This window comes from Thiobacillus sp. SCN 63-57 (assembly GCF_001725555.1).
Classification (GTDB): domain Bacteria; phylum Pseudomonadota; class Gammaproteobacteria; order Burkholderiales; family Thiobacillaceae; genus Thiobacillus.
In genome coordinates this window covers 181,109-204,043 of sequence record NZ_MEGP01000004.1, presented here as the reverse complement: position 1 = coordinate 204,043, position 22,935 = coordinate 181,109, and the positions used below count along the sequence as shown (strand labels likewise).

General features: G+C 62.4%; 20 protein-coding genes. 6 read left to right on the top strand and 14 right to left on the bottom strand.

Features of this window, described 5'->3' with window-relative positions:
- The 11 genes from ABT23_RS02735 to def all read right to left on the bottom strand — a co-directional run.
- Positions 1-159 (bottom strand): oxidative damage protection protein (locus ABT23_RS02735; RefSeq protein WP_296630776.1); only part of this gene is annotated, 159 nt, incomplete at its 3' end.
- Between the two features lie 17 nt (positions 160-176).
- Positions 177-515, bottom strand: coding sequence for a tetratricopeptide repeat protein (locus ABT23_RS02730; protein WP_296630762.1), 339 nt, complete (start codon positions 513-515; stop codon positions 177-179).
- Positions 508-1,965, bottom strand: a complete 1,458-nt coding sequence (locus tag ABT23_RS02725) for a potassium transporter TrkG (protein ID WP_296630758.1) — start codon at positions 1,963-1,965, stop codon at positions 508-510. The genes ABT23_RS02730 and ABT23_RS02725 overlap by 8 nt, the downstream gene beginning before the upstream one ends.
- A complete protein-coding gene (trkA, locus tag ABT23_RS02720) occupies positions 1,965-3,323 on the bottom strand; it encodes a Trk system potassium transporter TrkA (protein WP_296630756.1) in 1,359 nt (452 codons plus the stop codon). The genes ABT23_RS02725 and trkA overlap by 1 nt, the downstream gene beginning before the upstream one ends.
- 15 nt (positions 3,324-3,338) lie before the next feature.
- Entirely contained in the window at positions 3,339-4,613 is a 1,275-nt protein-coding gene (locus ABT23_RS02715) for a sigma-54 dependent transcriptional regulator (protein ID WP_296630753.1), read from the bottom strand.
- The gene (locus ABT23_RS02710; protein WP_296630750.1) at positions 4,610-6,748 is read right to left on the bottom strand and encodes an ATP-binding protein; all 2,139 of its coding nucleotides are present in this window, start codon (positions 6,746-6,748) and stop codon (positions 4,610-4,612) included. The genes ABT23_RS02715 and ABT23_RS02710 overlap by 4 nt, the downstream gene beginning before the upstream one ends.
- Positions 6,748-7,374 carry a DUF4390 domain-containing protein gene (locus tag ABT23_RS02705; protein ID WP_296630747.1) on the bottom strand — a complete coding sequence of 209 codons (627 nt, stop codon included), beginning with the start codon at positions 7,372-7,374 and terminating at the stop codon, positions 6,748-6,750. Before ABT23_RS02705 ends, ABT23_RS02710 begins: the two co-directional genes overlap by 1 nt.
- Positions 7,337-8,593, bottom strand: a complete 1,257-nt coding sequence (gene rsmB / locus ABT23_RS02700) for a 16S rRNA (cytosine(967)-C(5))-methyltransferase RsmB (protein WP_296630745.1) — start codon at positions 8,591-8,593, stop codon at positions 7,337-7,339. Before rsmB ends, ABT23_RS02705 begins: the two co-directional genes overlap by 38 nt.
- Before the next feature lie 83 nt (positions 8,594-8,676).
- Entirely contained in the window at positions 8,677-9,528 is an 852-nt protein-coding gene (htpX, locus tag ABT23_RS02695) for a zinc metalloprotease HtpX (RefSeq protein WP_296630740.1), read from the bottom strand.
- Positions 9,529-9,596: 68 nt separating this feature from the next.
- Positions 9,597-10,517 carry a methionyl-tRNA formyltransferase gene (fmt, locus tag ABT23_RS02690; protein ID WP_296630738.1) on the bottom strand — a complete coding sequence of 307 codons (921 nt, stop codon included), beginning with the start codon at positions 10,515-10,517 and terminating at the stop codon, positions 9,597-9,599.
- A gap of 12 nt (positions 10,518-10,529) precedes the next feature.
- The gene (def, locus tag ABT23_RS02685; RefSeq protein ID WP_296630736.1) at positions 10,530-11,063 is read right to left on the bottom strand and encodes a peptide deformylase; all 534 of its coding nucleotides are present in this window, start codon (positions 11,061-11,063) and stop codon (positions 10,530-10,532) included.
- Between the two features lie 162 nt (positions 11,064-11,225).
- On the opposite strand from def, the gene ABT23_RS02680 reads away from it, so the two are divergent.
- The 6 genes from ABT23_RS02680 to ABT23_RS02655 all read left to right on the top strand — a co-directional run bounded on the left by ABT23_RS02680 (position 11,226) and on the right by ABT23_RS02655 (position 17,736).
- Positions 11,226-12,425, top strand: a complete 1,200-nt coding sequence (locus tag ABT23_RS02680; RefSeq protein ID WP_296630734.1) for a LysM peptidoglycan-binding domain-containing protein — start codon at positions 11,226-11,228, stop codon at positions 12,423-12,425.
- On the top strand, positions 12,422-13,543 hold the full coding sequence (gene dprA, locus ABT23_RS02675) for a DNA-processing protein DprA (protein ID WP_296630732.1): 1,122 nt from the start codon (positions 12,422-12,424) through the stop codon (positions 13,541-13,543). The genes ABT23_RS02680 and dprA overlap by 4 nt, the downstream gene beginning before the upstream one ends.
- A complete protein-coding gene (locus tag ABT23_RS02670; protein ID WP_363928494.1) occupies positions 13,494-13,994 on the top strand; it encodes a DUF494 domain-containing protein in 501 nt (166 codons plus the stop codon). The genes dprA and ABT23_RS02670 overlap by 50 nt, the downstream gene beginning before the upstream one ends.
- 273 nt (positions 13,995-14,267) lie before the next feature.
- Positions 14,268-16,862, top strand: a complete 2,595-nt coding sequence (gene topA / locus ABT23_RS02665) for a type I DNA topoisomerase (protein WP_296630726.1) — start codon at positions 14,268-14,270, stop codon at positions 16,860-16,862.
- Positions 16,859-17,257: a hypothetical protein gene (locus ABT23_RS02660; RefSeq protein ID WP_296630723.1), complete on the top strand. Its 399-nt coding sequence runs from the start codon at positions 16,859-16,861 to the stop codon at positions 17,255-17,257. The genes topA and ABT23_RS02660 overlap by 4 nt, the downstream gene beginning before the upstream one ends.
- 128 nt (positions 17,258-17,385) lie before the next feature.
- The gene (locus ABT23_RS02655; protein ID WP_296630721.1) at positions 17,386-17,736 is read left to right on the top strand and encodes a DUF4156 domain-containing protein; all 351 of its coding nucleotides are present in this window, start codon (positions 17,386-17,388) and stop codon (positions 17,734-17,736) included.
- 212 nt (positions 17,737-17,948) lie between these two features.
- Here ABT23_RS02655 and ABT23_RS02650 read toward each other — a convergent pair whose 3' ends face one another.
- The 3 genes from ABT23_RS02650 to ABT23_RS02640 all read right to left on the bottom strand — a co-directional run bounded on the left by ABT23_RS02650 (position 17,949) and on the right by ABT23_RS02640 (position 22,930).
- Complete coding sequence (locus ABT23_RS02650; protein WP_296630719.1) at positions 17,949-18,953, bottom strand: substrate-binding domain-containing protein; 1,005 nt, start codon at positions 18,951-18,953, stop codon at positions 17,949-17,951.
- Positions 18,950-21,337: a hypothetical protein gene (locus ABT23_RS02645; RefSeq protein ID WP_296630717.1), complete on the bottom strand. Its 2,388-nt coding sequence runs from the start codon at positions 21,335-21,337 to the stop codon at positions 18,950-18,952. The genes ABT23_RS02650 and ABT23_RS02645 overlap by 4 nt, the downstream gene beginning before the upstream one ends.
- An 84-nt stretch (positions 21,338-21,421) precedes the next feature.
- The gene (locus ABT23_RS02640; protein WP_296630715.1) at positions 21,422-22,930 is read right to left on the bottom strand and encodes a DASS family sodium-coupled anion symporter; all 1,509 of its coding nucleotides are present in this window, start codon (positions 22,928-22,930) and stop codon (positions 21,422-21,424) included.
- Between the last annotated feature and the right edge of the window lie 5 nt (positions 22,931-22,935).

Below are 22,935 nucleotides of genomic sequence, written 5' to 3'. Positions count from 1 at the left end.
GTTCTCGTTGATCAGCATGGTCTGGTGGCGCTGCCAGCCGCTCCAGGCTTCCTTCGACACGTTCTCGAAAATCTTCTTGCCCAACTCGCCCGGCACCGGTTGGAAGGCCAGACCTTCGGCTTCACGCCCGAGCTTCACACAATTCACCATCCGCGTCATTTGCTGCTCCTGAAAATTCAATCGCTCGATTTTAACCCAAGCCGCTTCTCGATACGCCGGGCAAACACCGTCATTTCCTTGGCCGCCTGCTTGTCTCCACGCCCCTCTGCCACCGCGATGCCCTGCTGGTAGGCCGCCAGGGCTTCGTTCCAGGCTTCGGTGTCGGTCAGGGCTTTGCCCAGCAGTTTCCAGGCGGCGGAATACTTCGGATCGAATTCAACCGCGCGGCGCAGATGCTCGGCGGCACTCGATGCATTCCCCTGTTTGAGGTATTCGTTGCCGAGCGAAAAGCGCAGCAAGGCGTTGTCGCGGCCGCTGGCCAGCATGGCGAGGAAGTTTTCCAACGGTTCAGGCACGCCAGAAAGCTCGGGTAAAGACGACAAGCACGGTAAGCAACTCCAAACGCCCCAGCAACATGGCAATCGTACAGATCCAGGTCTGGAAATCGGTCAAGCCTGCAAAGGTGGAGGCAGGCCCGACCTGGTTCAACCCGGGTCCGGTGTTATTGATCGAGGCCACCACGGCAGAGAACGCGCTGATGAACTCCAGCCCGCTGAGCGCCATCAACAGCGTCATGATAATGATGGCGAACACATAAAGAAATGCAAACGCCAGCACTGCGTAGATCACATTGTTGGGCACCACCTGTCCGGCCAGCTTGACGGGCAATCGGGCCGCCGGGTGCACGAGGCGGGTCAGTTCGCGCCGCCCCTGCCTGAATAGCAGCTGGGCGCGCACCATTTTCATGCCGCCGCCGGTACTGCCCGAGCAGGACGCAAAAGAGGACAGAAGCAGCATACAGAGCGGGGCGAAAATCGGCCATTTGTTGTAGTCGGTATTGGCAAAGCCGGTCGTCGTGGCGATCGAGACGGTATTGAAAACAGCGAAACGCAGCGCCTGGAAAAAACTGGGATAGACGTGCATGACGGTCAGGTAGATCGCGATCACCACTGCGCTGCCCAGCGTCGCGATCAGGAACCAGCGCACCTCGGGATCGAGCCGGTAGGCCGCCAGCGAGCGGTGTCGCCACGCGAGGAAATGCGTGGAGAAATTGATTCCGGCCACCAGCATGAACACCACCGCCACCACCTCGATGGCCGGCGAGTTCCAGTAGCTGAAACCGGCATCGTGCGAAGAAAATCCCCCCAGCCCCATGGTGGAAAACGTGTGCATGACGGCATCGAACGGCGTCATCCCTGCCGCCCAGTACGACAGCCCGCACGCGATCGAAATACCGACGTAGACCAGATACAGGCCCTTGGCTGTTTCGGTAATGCGCGGCGTGAGCTTGGTGTCCTTCATCGGACCCGGCGTTTCGGCCTTGTAGATCTGCATGCCCCCCACGCCCAGCAGGGGCAGGATGGCAACGGCCAGCACGATCAAGCCCATGCCCCCCAACCAGACCAGCAGGCCACGCCACAGATTGATGGAAAGGGGCAAGGCATCCAGGCCGGTCAGGATCGTCGCGCCCGTCGTGGTGATGCCCGATACCGTTTCGAAATAGGCGTCGGTAAACGAAAGGTGGGGCAGGTAGATCAGCAAGGGCAAGGTAGCGAAGGCCGGCAGGCTGGTCCACGCCAGCAGCACCAGCAGAAAGCCGTCCCGGGTCTGCAGCTCGCGTTGCGATTTCCGGGTAAAGAGCCAGGTGAGCGCCCCGGCGACGAACGTGACGATGATGGCATCATCGTAGGCGCGCTGCGCCCCGTCGGCCACCAGCCAGGACAGCGTCAACGGCAGCAGAAAGGTGGCCGAGAACAGCATCACCACCTTGGACAGCACGTTCAGAACGGGGGCAATGCGGGACATCAGAAGAAACCGAAACCGACCTGGAGCAGTTTTTCCACCTTGGGAATGATGCGTTTGTTGAGCGCAAACACGATGAGATGGTCTTCCGCTTCGATCAGCGTGTCGTGGTGGGCGATGATGACGTCGTTGTTGCGGATGATCGCGGCAATCGTCGCGCCGTCGGGCAGGTCGATCTCTTCAATGCGCCGGCCCACGACGCGCGAGGTCTTGGCATCGCCGTGCACCGCCACCTCCAGCACTTCGGCCGCGCCGCGTCGCAGCGAATGGCCGCGCCGGATCTTGGACAGCAAAGGCCCGACCGTCGCCTGCGCCGGCGAGATGGCGATGTCGATTTCGCCGCCCTGCACCAGGTCGACATAGGCCGACCGGTTGATCAGTGCGATCACGCGGTGCGCGCCCATCCGCTTGGCCAGCAGCGCGGACATGATATTGTCCTCGTCGTCGTTGGTGAGCGCGCAAAACACGTCCATGGACGCGATGTTTTCCTGCTCCAGCAGTTCCTCGTCGGTCGCGTCGCCCTGCAGTACCAGCGTATGGTGGAGCTGCTCGGCCAGCAGATTGCTGACCTTCTTGTTATGGTCGATCACCTTGACGTCGTAATCGCGTTCGATCTGCGCCGCCAGCCGCCGTCCGATATTGCCGCCGCCGGCGATCATGACCTTCTTGACCCGGCGTTCCATGCGGCGGAGTTCGCGCATGACGGAGGGAATATCCTGCTTGCGCGCCAGGAAGAACACCTCGTCGCCCGGCTCGATCACCGTGATCCCCTTGGGCACGATGCCGTGGTCACGCCGGTAAATGGCCGGAATACGGCATTCCAGATCCGGCATATGGCGCTTGATCTCCTGCAGCTCGTGCCCCACCAGGGGACCGCCGTGGTATGAGCGGACCGCGATCAGGCGCACCTTGCCGTCGGCAAAGTCGAGCACCTGCAGCGCTTCCGGATGCTCGATCAGCCGCCTCAGGGTGTCGGTCACCTCCTGCTCCGGGCTGATGACGTCATCGACGCCGAATTGCTCGGCCAGAAAACCCGGCTCCAGACCCAGGAAATCATTCGAACGGATACGCGCAATACGCGTGGGGACATTGAACAGCGTGGATGCGATGCGGCATGCCACGAGGTTGGTTTCGTCGCTTTGCGTGACCGCGACCAGCATGTCGGCATCTTCGGCGCCGGCCTGCTTCAACACCGAAGGATGCGCCGCATGGCCACGCACGGTGCGCAGGTCGAAGCGGTCCTGCAACAGCGTCAGGCGGCTGGTATCGAGGTCGATGACCGTGATGTCGTTGTTTTCGGCGACCAGACTCTCGGCCAGATTGGCCCCGACCTGGCCTGCGCCCAGAATGATGATCTTCAAGCGTGTTCCCTGGGTCTACAGGTCTTCGTCAAGACGACGCCCGTGCCGGATGTTCAGTTGTTTCAGTTTGCGGTAGAGGTGTGTGCGCTCCAGCCCCGATTTGTCGGCGACCCGGGTCATGCTGCCGCCTTCCTTCTGGATCAGGTGTTCGAAATACATGCGCTCGAAGGCGTCGCGCGCTTCACGCAGCGGAATGTCGAGCGGAATGCCGTGCGCCACCGCCGGCGCCGACAGCTTCATCGGGGCCAGCACACGGTTGACGTCGGCCGCATCGATTTCGCTCGACAGCGCCGTGACCGCCAGTGTGCGCACCACGTTGTTGAGCTGCGGCAGATTGCCCGGCCAGTCGAAATTGCGCAACTGGTTCAGCGCCGGCGTCGTGAGCCGCCGCACCGGACAGACGCCCGCTTCGATCAGCTGCGCCAGCATGAAGTTGGCGATCTCGGGAATGTCCTCGCGATGTTCGCGCAAGGGTGGTACCTGAATGGCGAGGCTGGACAAGCGGTAGAACAGGCGGCTGTCGAATTCGCCGGCTGCGACCATGGTGTCGAGACTGCGGCTGGACGCGCACACCAGACGCGCCCCGCTGCCTTCGATACGGTCGAGCAGCAAACCGAGGCCTTTTTGTTCCAGGCGTGCCAGCTCGCAGACCTCGGGCAGGTAGAGCGTGCCGCTACCGAGCATTTCGACGAAGCTCAGCGGATCCGACACCAGCCGCGCACGATCCTTGATCTCGACCCACGGCGTGGATGGCTGATGCAGGAAATGGGCGCAGATTTCAAAGCCGCTGCCCGGTTCGCCCATCAGCATCACGGGCGCGGTATTGCCGGCGATCTGGGAAAGGCGCTTTTTGAGTTCGAGGATCAGCGGGCTTTTGCCGAGCGCCGACAAGTCCATGCTGGCGGCGCGCCGGGGCAGGGCGACGCCGCGCTTGATCGCCTTGTTGACGGTATCGATCAGCTTGGCGAGCGCCACCGGCTTTTCGAGGAAGTCGGCTGCGCCGAGCCGGGTGGCCTCCACAGCGGTATCGATGGTGCCGTGTCCGGACATCATCACCACAGGCATGGTGAGCAGGCCGCCGCCGGCCCACTCCTTCAGCAGGGTCACCCCGTCGGTATCGGGCATCCAGATGTCGAGCAACACCAGGTCGGGCCGTCTTTGGGAGCGGAAGGCACGTGCCGCCTCGGCGTTTTCCGCCAGATGCACGTCATACCCTTCGTCGGTAAGAATTTCCGACAACAACTCACGAATGCCCACTTCGTCATCAACGACGAGAATATGCCCGCTCACGTGTTCTCTCCGCCTGCCGCAAAAACAGGCAGCGAAATGCGGATGGCCGCGCCGCCCGTTTTGAGGTTTTCTATTTGAATTTTACCGTGATGCTCTTCGACGATCTTTTTGACAATGGCCAGGCCCAGGCCCGTCCCCTTGGCCTTGGTCGTTGCATAGGGCTCGAACAGCCGTGTCATCAGATGTTCCGGAAACCCGGCTCCATTGTCTGTTACGGATAAACAAACTGTATGTTGATTGCTGCGCAGGCGCGTACCGACCTCCACGCACGGTGCAGCGTGACCGGCCAGCGCATCCTGCGCATTTTGCAACAGATTATGTATCACCTGACGCAATAATGTGGCGTCGCCTGCTATACGCGGCAAGTCGGCGTCGAGACTCAACACCAGCCCGAGCGTTTTGGCATCGTACAAGGTCAGCACGTCGCGTACCAAGGCATTGAGATCAAGCGCCTCGAGTTTGGCGCGCGGCATTCGCGCATAGCCGGCAAAGGCATCCACCATGCTCTTCATGGCGGCAACCTGGTTGACGATGGTATGCGTGGCGCGCGCGAGGAATTCGGCATCGGCCGTTTCCAGGCGCCCGTCCAGCTTGCGCGCGATGCGTTCGGCCGAAAGTTGTATCGGCGTGAGCGGGTTCTTGATCTCGTGCGCGAGGCGGCGCGCCACTTCGCTCCAGGCAGCATTGCGTTCGGCGTCGATCAGCTTGGTCACGTCGTCGAATACCAGCACATAGCCGCGTTCGACACCCGCCGGCAGGCGGGTGCCGCGCAACAGCAGCGACTGGTTGCCGCCATGGCCGGCATAATCGACCTGCTCTTGCCACTCGCCTTCGTGCTCGCCGAAGCGGGCCACCACCGTGGCCCCGAACACATGCAACGCCTCGCCCGGCTGACCCAGTTCCGCCAGCGGCTGGGCATCCAGAATCGAAGCGTCCACGCCCAGAATCTGCGCCGCGGCGCTGTTGGCTGTACGTACCCGCAAAGCCTCGTCCAGCACGACCACGCCGGACGACAGGTTCGCCAGCACCCGTTCGAGAAAAGCCTTGGCCTGCTCGGTCTGCTGATGGTTCTGCGCAACTTGTTCGCGCGCGTCGGAAAGCTGGCGGGTCATACGGTTGAACGACTGAATCAGCACGCCCAGCTCGTCACGGCTGGATACCGACGGCATCTGCGAGAAGTCGCCCTTGGCCACGGCGCGGGTACCACGCGCCAGCGTCCGCAGTGGCGCGCCGAGCCGTTCCGACAGCAGGTAGGCGATCACGAAGGTCATCAGCAAGGCCAGCATCAGGGTAAGGGTGAGCGCCACGCCGTAGATGCGTTTCAGGCCCAGCCGCGAGACCGAGATCTGCTGGTATTCCTGGTACGCCAACTGGACCGCCTGGGCATCGTGCGCGAGCCGGGCCGGCACCGGCTGCACCAGCTGCAACACGCGTGTCTCGCCGGTCAGCGAGCTGGTATACACCGGCACGATCACATGCATGATCAGGCCGCGTTCCGGCACCTCCTCGATGCGGCTATAGGGCTGCTGCTGCCGGACCTGCCACAGCACATTGCGGTCGGGCAGCACCGGCAACAGGGTTTCGCGTTCGCCGCTGACGTGGGCAACCACGCCACCACGCTCGTCGAACAGCGTCAGTTCCTGCACCGAGCTTTGCTCGCGTAGCGTGGACAGGCTGGTGATGACCGAGCCCATGCCTTCGTCCGACAGGGCCAGCGCCATGCGCTGGGCTTTTTTATCGAGATCGCGCAGCAGGTCATCCAGCGCGGCCTGCCCGAGGTTGACGCCGGAGGCCAGCGCATTGTCCACCCGCACGTCGAACCAGGTCTCGATCGAACGATTGAGGAAGAACACAGACGCTCCGTACACCACCAGGCCGGGCAGCATCGCAACCACCCCAAACATCAACAGCAATTTCAGCGTGAGCTTGGCGCCAAACACGCCACGACGGATGCGCTTCTGCAGCCACCACATGCGCCAGCCCAGCAGTACCAGCAAGGCCACGCCCAGGATGCCGCCGCCGATGAAAAGCGTGGGCAGCGTGTCGGAAAAGGCGCTGCTGCCGCCGCTGGCATAAAACAGCAACGACAGGAGCACGATACCCAGGATCAGGGCGACGACAATCAGACTGCGCATCAGGGCAAAGGTGCGGGCGGAGCCGGAGCCACGGGTGCATCGAACGACCAGTCGTACCAGGGTGTGACCAGTTCCCAGCGGTCACCCCCGACCGCGCCGATGGACAGCGGCTTGGGAAGTTGCGAGGTATCGAGGCGCAGACGCAGGCGCGCATCGTAGCGTTGACCGGTCTTGAGCGCACCCCGCTCCAGCACCTGCCATCCGTCTACCCGCCCCAGCATGGCCAGGGCTTCGCTCAGCGTGGCGGCGGTGCGCGTGGTGTATCCGGTTTCGACCACATAGCGTCGCAGCAGCAGGTGGTAATAGATCCGCATCTTGCGCACCGGGTCGGCGATGTCTTCATCGAACCACCAGTTACGCGGCCGGGACAGTTCAAGTTCGAGCAGGAAGTACAGGTTGATGCCCCGGCTGAGCGCATCCTCCAGCGTGCTGTTGAGCACGATGTTGACATCGCCGTCCAGCACGTAGCCTTGCGGGGTGGCACGGATGGCGGCCTGGCTGACCGCGCTTTTATCGCTGGCCAGCGCGCTGCCCGCGACCGTCAGCCAGAAAACCAGCAGCAGCCCGGCCAGCCCGCGAAGGGTGGAATCACGTCTTGCGCAACAGGGCGTAAAAGAAACCATCATGCTCGGCATCTGGCAGCAGCGACCCGTCTGACAAAGGTTCAGGAAACGTACAGCGTTCCGCGTCGTCTGGATGACGCGCCAGGAACGCACGCACTTGCCCGTCGTTTTCTTCATTGAATATCGAGCAGGTGGCGTAAAGCAATGTACCACCCGGGGCCAACAGCCGCCAGAGCGCATCCAGCATAACGGCCTGTTGCGCGGCAAATTGAGCGATGTCCTCGGGACGACGCAGCCATTTGATGTCCGGATTGCGGCGCACCACGCCGGAAGCGCTGCAGGGCACGTCGGCCAGGATGCGGTCGAAGGGCTGCTTGTCCCACCAGCGCTCGGGATGCGCGGCATCGCCCTCAACCAGCGTGGCGGCGAGGTGCAGCCGGTCGAGATTTTCCTGTACCCGTGCCAGCCGCGCCGCATCGACGTCGAGTGCAATCAGGTCTACGTCGGCGCGCTCCAGGATGTGACCGGTCTTGCCGCCGGGCGCCGCGCAGGCATCGAGCACGCGCTCGCCGGGCTGCGCATCGAGCAGGCGCGCCGCCCACTGCGCGCCGGCGTCCTGCACCGACACGTGGCCCGCATCGAAACCGGGCAGGTCGTGCACCGGCACCGCGCGGTCGAGCGTGACCGCATCCGGGCCGGTTTGATGCGCGGGCAGCCCGGCCTCATTCAGGCGCCGCAGATAGTTTGCTACGTCGCCATGACGGCCATTGACGCGCAGGGTGAACGGCGGATGCAGCAGGCTGGCCTCGAGGATGCCCTGCCAACGGCGCGGGTACTCGGCTTTCAGTTTGTCGATCCACCAGTCGGGATGCGACCAGTGCGCGGATGGCTGGGCGCTGGCGATCTCGTCCAGCTCGGCGCGACGGCGCAGGAAGTTGCGCAGCACCGCGTTGGTCAGTCCGCGCCGCCAGCCCTGGCCAGCTGCGGTGACTGCGTTGTGCACCACGGCATGGGCCGGCGCACGCGTATAGGCCAGCTGATACAGCGCCACACGCAGCAGCCAGCCCAACTGCGGATCGGTCAGCGGGCGTTCGAGCAGGGCCGCCAGCCAGGCGTCGAGCCGTCCCAGCTGGCGCAGGCTGCCGTAGACGATATCCTGCAGGGCGCCGCGCTCGCCCGGCGTGTGCAGTTGCTGAAGGCCTTGCGGCAGGGCCTGATGCAGGGCGGTGCCGGCAAGCACCGTTTCCAGCACGCCGGCCGCCAGCTTCTGCAGCTTACGCATGGAGGAAATGGCCGGAGAGTGCTTGCTGATTCATCGGGGTTACGCCTGCTGCGGGGAGCGGCGGATGATAACAGGCGACGGCGTCAGGCCGCGCGTGTCATCTGCAGCAACCGCGCGACGCGCTCCTCGGTGGCGGGGTGCGTCGAAAACAGTCCGGCCAATCCGCCGCCGGACAAGGGGTTGATGATCATCATCTGCGCCGTCTCCGGATGGGCCTCGGCCGTCGGCATCGGCAGGCCCTTGGCGTAGGCTTCGATCTTCCGCAATGCACTCGCGAGTGCCTGTGGATCGCCGGAGATTTCGGCGCCACCGGCGTCGGCACCGAATTCGCGGGCGCGCGAGATCGCCATCTGGATCAGCATCGCCGCAATCGGCGCGACGACCATGATCGCGATGGCCAAGAGCGGATTGGCCGAACGCCCTTCGCTGTCGCGACCGCCGAAAAACATGCCGAAGTTGGCCAGCGCCGAGATCGCGCCGGCGATCGACGCGGAGACGGTGGAAATCAGCGTGTCGCGGTTTTTCACATGGGTCAGTTCGTGCGCCATCACGCCGCGCAGTTCGCGTTCGCTCAACAACTGCATGATGCCGGTGGTGGCCGCCACGGCCGCGTGTTCCGGATTGCGGCCGGTGGCAAACGCGTTCGGCTGCGCCTCGTCGATGACATACACGCGCGGCATCGGCAGCCCGGCCCGCGCGGACAGTTCCTGCACCATCGCGTAGAAACGGCCGCCACTGCCGGCGTCCACTTCGCGCGCATGGTACATGGAGAGCACCATCCGGTCGGAATTCCAGTAGGCGAACAGGTTCATGCCTGCACCGAACAGCAAGGCGATCAGCATGCCCTGGGCGCCGCCGATGGCCGCACCGATGGCGCCGAACAGCGCAATGATCCCGGCAAACAGAATGGACGTCTTGACCCAGTTACCGAACATGTGAGGCTCCTTAAAACGCGCCCACAGGCGCGTCGACGAGCGTTAGATGGGGATCGGCCGGCCGGGTTTCAATGGCCGAGCCGGGACCCCGGTGGCACCGGCCGCCCGGCGAGAAATGCGGCGGCGCTCATCCGCTTGCTGCCTGCCGGCTGGATCTCCCGCAAGGCCAGCGCGCCGCTGCCGCAGGCGACGACCAGTCCCTCCGCGTCGGCGCGCAGGACGGTACCCGGGTCGCCGGCGCCCGTTGCGGTCGCTGCCATCCACACTTTCAGCGGCGCGCCCTCCAGCAGCGTCCATGCGCCGGGCGCCGGATTGTAGGCGCGCACCGCGCGCGCCAGGGCATCGGCAGGCTGGTTCCAGTCGAGTTGCGCCTCGTCCTTGCTGAGCTTGGCCGCATACGTGGCCTGCGCGTCGTCCTGTGCAGCCGGAACAAGCGTAGCGTAATTCGCCAGCGCCGCGACGATGGCGGACGCGCCCGCCGCGGCCAGCACGTCATGCAGACTGGCGGCCGTGTCGTCGTCACGAATCGGCACCACGGTTTTCGACAGCATTGCTCCGGTGTCGAGCCCGGCGTCCATCTGCATGATGGTGATGCCGGTCTCCGCGTCGCCCGCCAGGATCGCGCGCTGGATCGGCGCGGCGCCGCGCCAGCGCGGCAGCAGCGAGGCATGGATGTTGAGGCAGCCGAGACGCGGCAGGTCCAGCACGGCTTGCGGCAGGATCAGGCCATAGGCCGCGACCACCATGACGTCGGCATCCACGGCACGCAGCTCGGTCTGGGCTTCGGGCGATTTCAGGCTCGGCGGCTGCGACACCGGCAAACCGCGCGCCAAGGCGGCCTGCTTGACCGCACTGGGCATGAGTTTCATGCCGCGCCCGGCCGGACGATCGGGCTGGGTCAGCACCAGGGCGATGTCATGCCCGGCGTCCGCCAGAGCGTTGAGTGCGGCCGCCGCAAACGGCGGCGTGCCGGCAAAGATGATGCGCATGGAAAGGAAAACTCAGAGCGAGGCGCGCACCGGCGCCGCGTCGGGCCGATGCTCGCGCGCCTGCTTCAACAGCTTGGCCTTGATGCGATTGCGTTTGAGGTTGGACAGATAGTCGACGAAGACCTTGCCCTTCAGATGATCCATTTCGTGCTGGATGCACACGGCCAGCAGGCCGTCGGCGTCGAGTTCGAACGACTTGCCGTCGCGGTCCAGCGCACGCACGGTGACGCGCTCGGCGCGCACGACCTTGTCGAAGATCCCCGGCACCGACAGGCAACCCTCTTCGCTTTCCTCGGTGCCGGACTGGGCGATGAGCTCCGGATTGATGAAGACACGCAGTTGGTCATGGGTTTCGGATACGTCGATGACGATGACGCGCTCGTGGACGTCGACCTGGGTGGCGGCCAGGCCGATGCCAGGCGCCGCGTACATGGTCTCGGCCATGTCGTCGACCAGCGTGCGGATGCGGTCGTCCACCACCTTCACCGGCTTGGCGACGGTGTGCAGGCGCGCATCGGGGTAATGCAAAATGTCGAGTCTGGCCATAACAAAGTCTAAGAATTGAATGGGCTGGGCGCGCACTTTGATGCAGAATCTGCGTTTAGTTGCGCGCAACCCTAAATATAAGGCGGCGGATAGCCGTAAGCTAAGCGCACAGTATATTTTCAACGCTGAAAATTAGACAAGGTCTAAATGGAGGGTTCCCCCGTGCGTCAACTCGTAGTTTCTCTCGCCCTGCTGCTGGCCACCGCTCCCGCGTTGGCCGATACCCTTAAACTGCAGGACAACGCGCCGGACAAGTATGTCGTGGTCAAAGGCGACACGCTATGGGACATTTCCGGCAAATTTCTCAAGGACCCGTGGCGCTGGCCCCAGATCTGGAAGATGAACCGCGAGGAGATCAAGAACCCGCACTGGATTTATCCCGGCGACATGATCGTGCTCGACCGCAGCGGCAAGGAACCGCGCCTGTCGCTGGTCAAGGGCAGCAAAGACGGCATGGAGACGGTCAAACTGTCGCCCGGCGTACGTGCAACCGAAATCCGCAATGAAGCGGTCCCGTCCATTCCCATCCGGGTGATCCACCCCTTCCTGTCGCAACCGCGTGTGGTGGCCAAGGGCGCGCTCGACGATGCGCCTTTCATTCTGGGCAGCAACGTCGAGCGGGTGGTGCTGGGCTCGGGTGACGATGCCTTTGCCACCGGCGGCAAGCCCGGCGTCACCCGCTGGAACGTGCTGCGCCCGGGCAAGGCGCTGAAAGACCCGGAAACCGGCGAAGTCCTGGGCTATGAAGTCGAATACCTCGGCGACGCCCGCACGCTGGTGGAAGGCGCCCCGCAAAAAATCCGCATCACCCAGTCGGTACGGGAAATCCTGCCCAAGGACAAGCTGGTGGAAGCGGACAGCAGCACTCCCTTCGAATACGTCCCGCACGCCCCGGAAGGCAAGATCCGCGGCCGCATCATCTCGGCCTACGGTGGGCTGTCCGACAGCGGCCGCTACCAGACGGTCGTCATCAACCGCGGCAGCCGCGACGGCCTAGAGCCGGGCCACGTGCTGGCGGTATACCGCGAAGGTCTGGCCGTAACGCTGACCCGCGACGAAAAGGACCGCATGGCCTGGGTCAAGGAAAAATCCGCGGGCATTCCCGATGGCGGCGCCTGGCTGTACAGCGATGTGCGCTGCCTGAAGGAGGACGGCAAGGCCACGTATGATCAAATCGTCGACGTGCGCAACTCCTTCCGCAGCACCTGCCTCGGCAACAACAGCGATAACGCCGTCAAGCTGCCTGATACCCGCAGCGGCCTGGTGATGGTCTACCGCGTGTACGACCGCGTGTCCTACGCGCTCATCATGCAGTCGGATGGCCCGGTCTACCTGCTCGATAGCGTGAAAAATCCTGATTGAACGCACGTGATCCCTGGCTGCACCTCGCCCTCGTTCCGGGGGTGGGCAACACCAGCCTGATCCGCCTGCTCACGGCCTTCGGATCTCCGGAGGCCGTTTTATCGTCCAGCCGCCACGCGCTGGCGGCCCACCTCACGCCCGCCCAATGCGACGCCCTGCTGGCCGAACCCGATGCCGCGCAGCTTGACGCCGCCCTGGCCTGGCTCGACCAGCCCGACAACAGCCTGATGACGCTGGCGGACACGGACTATCCAAAGATCCTGCTCGAGATCCCGGATCCGCCTGCCATGCTGTATTGCAAGGGACGGCGCGCGCTGCTCAACCAGCCTGCGCTTGGCATCGTCGGCAGCCGCAACGCGACTCCGCAGGGGGTGCGCGATGCCGAAGCCTTCGCTCACGCCCTGTCGGACGCCGGGCTCACCATCGTCAGCGGGCTGGCGCTCGGCATCGATGCGGCAGCTCACCGGGGTGGGCTCGCAGGCGCTGGATCCAGCGTGGCCGTCATCGGTACCGGGCTCGACCGCATTTACCCCGCACGCAACAAGGCGCTGGCGCATCAGTTGGCCGAAACCGGGTTGATCGTGTCGGAGTTTGCGCTCGGCACGCCACCCCTGCCCGGCCATTTCCCTCGCCGCAACCGGCTCATCAGCGGACTCTCCCGCGGCGTGCTGGTGGTGGAGGCCGCGCCCGACAGTGGTTCGCTGATCACCGCCCGGGTGGCCACCGAACAGGGGCGCGAGGTGTTCGCCATTCCCGGTTCGATTCATTCCCCACTGGCGCGCGGCTGCCATGCCCTGATCAAGCAGGGCGCCAAGCTGGTCGAGTCCGCCGCCGACATTCTCGACGAACTGGCCTGGCAGCAGCGGCTGGCCCCGCCAGGACTACGCCAGGACCGTCCACACAGTGAAGCGCTCGCGGAGGACGCCTCGCCGGAACACACTGCGGCAGCCCTCACCGACCCGGTGTTGAACGCATTGGACGGCGCGCCCACCACGCTCGATACCCTTGCACAAAGAACCGGGTTGACGCTGGATGCGCTTTCAGCGAAGCTGTTGACGCTTGAACTGGATGGGCGAATTGCTTCCTTGCCAGGCGGGCGCTACCAAAAAATTCACTGACACTATGCTCGACATCCTGGTTTACCTATATGAAAGCTTCCGCATGGCGGAGCTGGCGCCCGATCGCGACGCACTGGAAAAGCGCCTGTTTGCCGCCGGGTTTGAAGAATCCGACATCAACGCCGCCCTGGACTGGTATGCCAACCTGACCGGTAGCGCCACCCATGAGCGGCTCGCGCTGGCCTATGATCGTCATTACGCCGCCGAAGAGCTGGAGCGCCTCAACGAGGCCTGCCGCAGTGAACTCGCATTCCTGGTCGGCGCCGAGATACTCGACCCCGAATCGCGCGAATGGGTGATTTCCGGCCTGATGGCCTTGGGCGGTGAGGACATCGAACCCGACCATGTGCGCTGGATGACGCTGATCGTGCTGTGGAGCCGCGGCCTGATCGAACATTTCACGCATCTGGAAGACATGCTGTTGAATCACGAGCCGGGACGTCTACATTAATTTAGGGCGTGTTAACTCTGATTTCACACTCGCGACGAGGACGATTCGGGACACAGGCCGCGAAGCGAGACGTGCCGCTGTGCCATTCACAGCAAGCGGCTCGCGACAAAGGGATGTGCCCGAATCGTCCCGTCCCTTCGGGTTGCTGTGAGAAAGCGCGTCTGCTACGTTGCGTCTCTTGGCAAGGGATGACCCTTGCCGGCGCGACACGCCTTGCATCCATCGCTTTCTCGCAGCAACGCGAGCGCGAAACCAGAGTTAATACGCCCTAACATGTCCAAACTCGTCATCGTCGAATCGCCGTCGAAATCCAAATCGCTGAAAAAATACCTCGGCGCCGACTACGACATCCTTGCCAGCTACGGCCACGTGCGCGACCTGGAGCCGAAAACCGGCGCGGTCGATACCGAAAATTTCAGCATGAAATACCAGGTCATCGAACGCAACGCCAAGCACGTCGAGGCCATCGTCAAGGCCGCCAAGAAGGCCGACGAAGTGCTGCTGGCCACCGACCCGGACCGCGAAGGCGAGGCGATTTCCTGGCACATCAGCGAAATCCTCAAGGAACGCAAGGTCAAGACGCCGATGAAGCGCGTGGCCTTCTACGAGATCACCGAATCGGCTATCCAGGACGCCGTGCGCCATCCGCGCGAAATCGCGACCGACCTGGTCGACGCGCAACAGGCCCGGCGCGCGCTCGATTATCTGGTCGGCTTCAACCTGTCGCCGCTGCTGTGGCGCAAGATCAGCCCGGGTTTGAGCGCAGGGCGCGTGCAATCGCCCGCCCTGCGGATGATCGTCGAACGCGAGGAAGAGATCGAAGCCTTCGTGCCGCGCGAATACTGGACGCTGCACCTCGACACGCATAAAGGTGCGCAGCCGTTCACCGCCAAGCTCACCCACTTCAAGGGCGAAAAGCTCGAACAGTTCTCGGTCGAACACGAGGCGCGCAGCAAGGAATGGCTGGCCATGCTGGAGGGCAAGGATGCCCGCGTCATGCGCATCGAGAAGAAACGCCGCGCCCGCCATCCCGGCGCCCCGTTCACCACGTCGACGTTGCAGCAGGCCGGGGTGCGCCAGCTCGGCATGACCACCGACCGCGTGATGCGTACCGCTCAACAGTTGTACGAAGGGATCGACCTCGGCGAAGGCCCGGTCGGCCTCATCACCTACATGCGGACCGACTCGGTGAACCTGGCGCAGGAAGCCATCACCGACATCCGCAAGTATGTGGGCGCCAACTTTTCCAAGGAATTCCTGCCGCCGGCCGCCATCACCTACAAGGCCAAGACCAAGAACGCACAGGAAGCGCACGAGGCGGTGCGTCCGACTTCCGTGACGCGCACGCCGGAAGCGGTGAAGCAATTTCTGTCGCATGACCAGGCCAAGCTCTATGAGCTGATCTGGAAGCGCACCGTCGCCTGCCAGATGACGCCCGCGCAATTCGATACGGTCGCCGCCGACATCACGGTGGGCGAGGGCACCTTCCGCGCCACCGGACAGACCCTGGCATTCGCCGGCTTCCTGGCCGTCTACCAGGACGACGAGGATGAAGAGGAGTCGAAACTGCCGGCACTGACCGAGGGCGAAACCCTGCCGGTCGACAAGCTCTATGGCGAACAACACTTCACCCAACCGCCGCCGCGCTACACCGAGGCGAGTCTCGTCAAAGCCCTGGAGGAATATGGCATCGGCCGCCCCTCGACCTACGCCAGCATCATCTCGACCCTGCAGGACCGCGAGTACGTGGTGCTGGAGAAGAAGCGCTTCCAACCGACCGACATCGGCCGCCTGGTCAACTGCTTTCTGACCCGGCATTTCACCCATTACGTCGATTACGACTTCACCGCCAAGCTGGAAGACAAGCTCGACGACGTCTCCAACGGCAAGCGCGTATGGTCACAGCTGCTGGGCGAATTCTGGAAGGGCTTCGACGGCGAACTGAAAGCCAAGCAGGACGTCGAACGCGGCTGCCCCATCCTCGAAGCCTGCCCCAAGTGCGGCAAGCCGCTCTTCATGCAGGCGAGCAAGCGTGGCCTCTTCATCGGCTGCTCGGGCTATCCGGAGTGCGATTACACGCGCCCGTTGCATGCGGCCACCGCCGAGGGCGACAACATCCTGGGCCAGGATCCGGCCAGCGGGCTCGACGTCAAGCTGTTGTCGGGCCGCTTCGGGCCCTACGTGCAGATTGGCGAGATGCCGGAAGACAAGAAGGCACCGAAGCCGCGCCGCGCCTCGTGGCCGAAGGACATCCCGCTGGAAAACGCCACGCTCGAACTGGCGCTGAAATTCCTCTCGTTGCCGCGCGAAGTCGGACACCACCCGACCACCGGCCTGCCGATCGTCGCCAACAATGGCCGCTTCGGTCCGTATCTGCTGCACGACGGCAAATTCAAGTCGATCCCCAAGACCGACAGCGTGTATGAGATCGACCTGCCACGCGCACTCGAAGTCCTGGCGATGGAACGCGCCCCACGCGGCGCCGACTCCGCCGCCTCGGTGCTGAAGAATCTGGGCCCGCACCCGGAAGACGGCAAGGACATCACCGTGCGCAGCGGCCGCTATGGCCCCTACGTGAAGCACGGCAGCACCAACGCCACATTGCCCAAGGACATCACGCCGGAAGAGATCACACTGGACGAGGCGCTCGGGCTGATCGCCGCGCGCGTGGCCAAAGGCCCGGCCAAGAAACCGGCACGCAAGGCGGCCGCCAAGCCGGCGGCGGCGAAGAAAGCCAAGGCGGGCGACGCGGACGAACCGAAGAAACCCGCTGCGAAAAAGCCGGCCGCCAAAAAAGCCACGACCAAGAAAGCGACAACCAAACCCGCTGCCACCAAAAAACCGGCCAGCAAGAAACCTGCTGCATGAGCACGCCGCCCCGGCTGCTCATGCTCAACGCCTTCATCGGCACGGCTGGCTACAAGAAGCTTTATCAGGAACTGGGTTTCAGCGTTGTCAGCGAATGGTCGGAACGCAAGGCCATCAGTCTGGTCCGCAAGAGCCCGCCTGCCGTCATCGTCGCGGACTTCTACCATCAGACCGATTTCCGCGACCGGCTGTCCAACCTCGAATCGCTGCTGGCCGCCGTGCAAAGCGCGCCTGCTACGCGCATCCTGGTTTTTTACGAACCCGCGCATCAGGCTGTCCTCGACAAGGTCAGCGCGCGACTGCGCATCGATGCCGCACTGACGCTGCCGGTACAGGAAGACCGCTTGCGCGCCATGCTGCAGGCCTGGCTGGAAGCCCCTCCCTCTCCAAGTTGACGCGCCGTTCAACTATCAAACATGAATGGGCACGGCGATGCCGGGCCGTTGCGTGATGCTGGCCGCCTGAACGAATGGCATAACTGTCCGTCAGACCGTCATCGTGTGGATAATGACGGAGCGCTTAAATGAAAATGAATTCGTTCATGCAAATCCCCCAAGGAAAGCTTGTCGCCGCCCTCCTGATGCCCCTGGCATTGGGCGGTTGCGCCAGCAGCTTGATCGACGTCCGACAAGGATCCGAGCAGGTTGCCGTTGCCCAGGCCGATCAGGTGAGCCAGTGCAAAGCCATCGGAAAGACCACAGTCAGCGTCCTCGCTGAAGTGGGATTCATCAGCCGGGGCATCGACAATGTCGATGCCAACCTGCTGCAGTTGGCACGAAACGAAGCCGTGAACCAGGGCGGCGACACGGTTGTGCCTGGCGACAGACCGGAGATTGGCAAGCGCACCTTCGCGATCTACAAATGTCGTCCCTGAGCAACGGTCCGCGCAGATGGGCTCTGGCGTCTACTGTTTAGAGAACTGCGATTTGGAAGGCTTTGGCGGCACACGAAACTAGTGTCGCAACGGTCCCGGAAGAATCAACAGGGTAAATGCCCTTGTACGGATTGGTAAAAGCGCAAGTCGGAGCTTGATGAGTTGGCGGAACACATCCTGAATCGATGAGCTGATCACAGCTATAACGGGTTTCACCCGGCGCGTTCCAAGCCATGCGCGGCATAGATAGACGTCACTTCATCGGTCATCAGGAACGTATCCAGCTTGCTGCCCCACGGCCCGCCACCATCCACCAAGCCGAAACCGAAGCGGTTGATATCGCAATGCTGGTTACCTCGGGAACCGACTGGCCAAACTGAATCAAACAGTTCAGGAAAGATACGCTGATAGCGCAGCGCCAGGTGATAGAACACCACTGCCGCATCTGCCCGTCCATCCATCAAGGCCTGCGGCGCTTCGCGATGATGAATGGTATCGCCGTAAATCACGTTGGACGCGCCCGGATGACCCGGTGGGCTGGCGAGAAAATCTAGCGGGACATTTTCATGCATGGCCAGTCGCCGTAGGCAATCCGTGTATATCTGATAGCTGACTTTTTCATTGACGGGATTGGATAAAAACACCCTCACATCCTCTCGCAGCAAATCCCGGAGACCGCTGATGTTCTTCGGGTTACCCTTGCGTACGAGTAGCACCACACCGCGGCTATGCATGAAGGGTCGATAAGCGGTCATGCGTTTCTCCGCTATCAGTTGGTCGAGCACAGCCGATGGGCTGATGAAGACATGCGGCGTTACCGACAGTCTGAGATTGCCGATATTCAGACACCCCGCCTGAAGCATTTGCAGCGCCACGCGCGGTGGGGTGGTGACATAGAAGACATCCTCCACCTCGGGGAATTTCAACAGAAAGGCACGCAATGTTTCCTGCAGCGCCATATGATGGTTGCCGTCGGAAAAAACCACCAGCCGCGCACGCATTGGATCGCCGTGAAAATCCAGGCAGATATTCGAGCCAGGCTGCGAAAAGCCCGGCTCCTCATGGTTCCTTGGCCGGGCGGTTTCGTCCGGCCAGCGCAATGGATTCATGGGCATGGCAAAACTGTTATCCGCCAGGGACGCAAGGGCATCGGGAAGGAAGGCGGGTGGATCTTCCCTTGGCAACCCGTTGCGCCCCGTGTGAGAGAAGCCGTTCATCCATCAAAGGCGATGAACAACGCTGATGTCCATACCTTTGCATCATCGATCTGCCTCCCAAAAAAGTAAACCGGGCGATGGCCGTGCGGGCCATTATGCGGGTCGATGTTGAGCGTACCGCTGACTTCCCGCGGTGCGGGTGAATCACTCATCCGCTCGAAAGCGAGAAACATATCCACCCCCGGCAGATCCTTCTTGAGCCGCGCTGCTTCCAGCAGTTCCGCCCCTGTGATCTCCCATTCGAATGTCGGGCAGTGCACAAAGGGATTACCCTTGAGCGGATCGCCAACTTTCACATAACCGTCTATCGTGCCTTCGACGCGAATCCTTGCCGTGGCCAGGTGCGACACGTCGAGCTCGATGGCATCCACGTCGCCATAGGTATCACTCTTGAACCCCACCGTGGTGGCCGATTCGCGCCAGCAGGTTTCTTCGAGGTGTTCGAAGCCGCGGCCGGTGAAATCGTTGATTACCGCATTGGTGATGGTGACCTTTCCCTTCCAAGCTGCCCAGCGATAGCGATCCTTGACCCGCGCGCCGCCCCAACGAAAGCGAATCTTGCGCTCAGAGTAGCCGAGTTCCTGTTGCAAATTGCGGCGCCAGATTTCGCCGGTGTGATCGAAGGCGATGATTTCGTCCCAGCCCGCGTCGCCAAGGAAACGATAGTCAACCGTCGCCGGGCCTTTGTGCGCGAACTCATCGCCCATGATGTGCTCATTGCAGCGAATCAGACCGTAGCTGCGTTCGCCGGTGGACGCAAAGGTGTGGCGCGCACGCAGAGCCTGCGCGATGGCCTTTCGGGAAAGCTCCGGCGCGATGACGCCGGAGATACCGCCCTTGGTGCCAAACACCGCCGTGCCGGGCACGCCGCCGCCACAGCGGCCGCGATGTTCGTCACCGGCCATGGACGCACCGATCTTGTAACCGCGAGTCATCGCCTCCTGATACAGCCAGCCGAAATGGCCCCAGCTGGAGCCGATCTCGATCAGCCGCTCCAACTTGGGATGATGCCAGTCGAGAATGCAGCGTCGACCGCCCACGTGCGGAATCAGCAGGTGGCCATCCGGATCTTTCGCATAGGCCACCCATAACTCTTCCAGCGGCCAGGCACCCGGCTCGACGGTGGCCGAGCGCATGTCTTCGTTCCATTCCACCGATCGCACATGCTCGCCGGTCTTGAGGTAGGGGAATTCCGGTTCCCCGTCGTGCAGAAACACCACGTTGTGATCGCCGCCTGCACAGCTCGATCCGCACCACTCGGTGCCGGGATAAGCCACGAAGCTGCCGTCCGTGGTGATCGAATGAATCAATTCGACCGTACTTTTCCATTTCTCCGTGGTGATATTGAAGTCATTATGCGCAAAGGCCAGGATATCCAGACCGCTTACATCGCGACCGTAGGTGAGGTTGTAGCTCGTGGTATTGGTGCCGATCGTGTCTTCGGAATGCACATGCAGATCGCAGTAGTAAATACGCGGCACCGCCAACGCCTCGTCCACTGTGACGTAAAAGACCGCCGGCTTGACCCAGGGGTGCTCGGATAGATGGGCGGTGACCGCCAATTCGCCGGCTTCCTGTGTCGGCAAGTCGTCCAGCAACAATACGGCCCAGCCTTTTTCCGCCAGTGTCGCTTCTTTACTGTACATCGACCTGCCGTTCAGCGTCGCGTTGATCCGCACCTTGTCGCCGCGATTCCAGCAAGTGTTCCCCCATTGATCCTCGCTGCGCAGCCGCAGCGGAAATTTTTCATTCGCGCGAACGATGCGAGAACCGGCCCACATCAGTTGCGCCGGTGCGCCGGGTTTGATATCGATCACCAGGTCTTCGCCAATGGAGGCGAAGCGCGAGGTGCCGAGGGGGTCGACATAGCAGCGGATGCGGAAACTCTCCTCGACGAAAGTCTGCACGCGCGTACCGGCACCGCCAAAACGCCGGTCGCCCAGGCGGATGATGATGTGGTCGCCAGCCTTGAGGTAACCGTCGTAAGTATCGACGATCACCGCTTTCTGGAATGGTCGTTCATGGCCCTTCTGATCAAAACGCACGCTGAGTTTCTGCACGGTCGCCGGTGACTGGCCGGGAATGGTCGGCGCGGCGTGATATTCGGCAGAGATGTAGTTGGCGCCAGCCGGATCGGTGTTCTGGAACAGCGCCCAGTCGGAATAGAAGCGAAACGTTGCCTTGAACCAGGATCCGTCGGCCATGCCCGAGGCACCGAGTTCGTAGTCGATGACGATTTCTTGCCAGGAACCCGCCTCCATGCGCTCGATGTTGCACGAGACTTTTCCCAGGAAAGGCATGTCCTTGGTGATCTGATACAGGCCTTGCGGCGCAATGTAGTCGCCGAGTTTTTCTTTCAGTTCGGCGTCGGTCATTTTCTTCATGTTGTCTTCCTCGTTTTACAAATACGGCCAGGCACATCCCCAGCCGAATGGACGTCGGTTGGGGATGTGCCGATCAGAGCAGATTTATTGGAAGGGCCAAGGTGCTGTTGGATCCCACACCGGGATACCCATGAATGCATACCATGGCGCCATGACACAGATGCCGTAGGCGATCGCGATCAGCACGGATACCCAACCCACTTTCGCGTAGTCAGCCATGCTGAAGGTGCCACTGCTATAGGCGATGACCGCCGCCGTGATTTGCGTGGGCAGGATGTAGGCGAAGGTGTCAGTGTCGGATACAAGCATGGTGAACGCCACCGGGTGCAATCCAAGCTTGGGTGCAAGCGCCAGCAGGATCGGTGCCAGCATGGTGATTGCCGCCACATTCGACAGCATGCCGAGCCGGATCACATGCGTGCCCGCCATCAGGATCAGCAGCACCATCCACCACGGATGGCCCGTCGCCAGCGGATGAATAATGTCCGACAGCCATTGCGCAAGCCCGGTACTGCCCATCGCGGACGACATCGAAAGCGCGCCCGCAAGCAACAGGAATGTGCCCCAGATCGTGCGATCCTGCAGTTCTTTCCACTTGAAGCCGAACATGCCGGGCATGAACAACACCGCCAACCCCATCAGCGCCGCATTGTGCGATTTGATGCCGTGCCAGGATTCCGTCACCCACAATAGCGCGATCACGCCGAATACCACGAGAATGAGCCATTCCGCCTGGCTGGTCTTCGGCTGTTCCGCGTACTGCTTCTGCACTGCCTCATAGCCCCCATGTACGCCCACGCCATGCGTTTTGAAGTAGCGCTGCATCCACCACTGGGTGATGACAAACATGCCGAGATAGGGCCATTGCAGCTTGAACCAGTCGATATAGGACAGGTGTAGTGCGAGCTCGGTGTCGAGCAGGCCGACGATCACCAGATTGGGCAGGTGCGCGGTCATGATGCACATGCCGCTGATCATCGAACCATAGACCAGCGTCTGGATGACGATGGCCTTCTTGCCGGCTCGTTCTTCCGGTGTATCGCCGAACATATTCGTAATGCCGTTCACCACCGGCAACAACGTCGCGGCACGTGCGTTGGCTGCAGGAATGATCAACGACAACAGCAAGTTGGCACCGAACATCGCCCAGATCACGCCATTGACCGTTCGTACCTTGAGCTTGTGCAACATCCCCAATGCGATGCGTCGATCCAGACCGGCTGCCTGCATCACAGCAGCAAAAATAAATGCCGCCAGACACAGAAACACCACCGGCGTAGAAAATCCGCTGGCCGCCTTGGGAAACTTGTCGATCGCCCCAGTCATCACCAGCAGCATAGGGATCAACATTCCGGATACGCCGACCGGGATCGCTTCGGTAATCCACATGAGGCATGCCCATACCATGACGGCTAGCGTTGCCTTGCCCGCGGTGGAAAGCCCCTCTGGCGCGGGCATCACCCAAAGAATCAAAAAGAACGCGATCCAGGCAGCAATGAACCCGCACGCACACTTGCCGGGCGATCGGCCGGAATCACGAATGTTGCTGCCCCAGTTGGCGATAAAACCGCCGCTCTGAACTTGTTCGCTCATAAGGC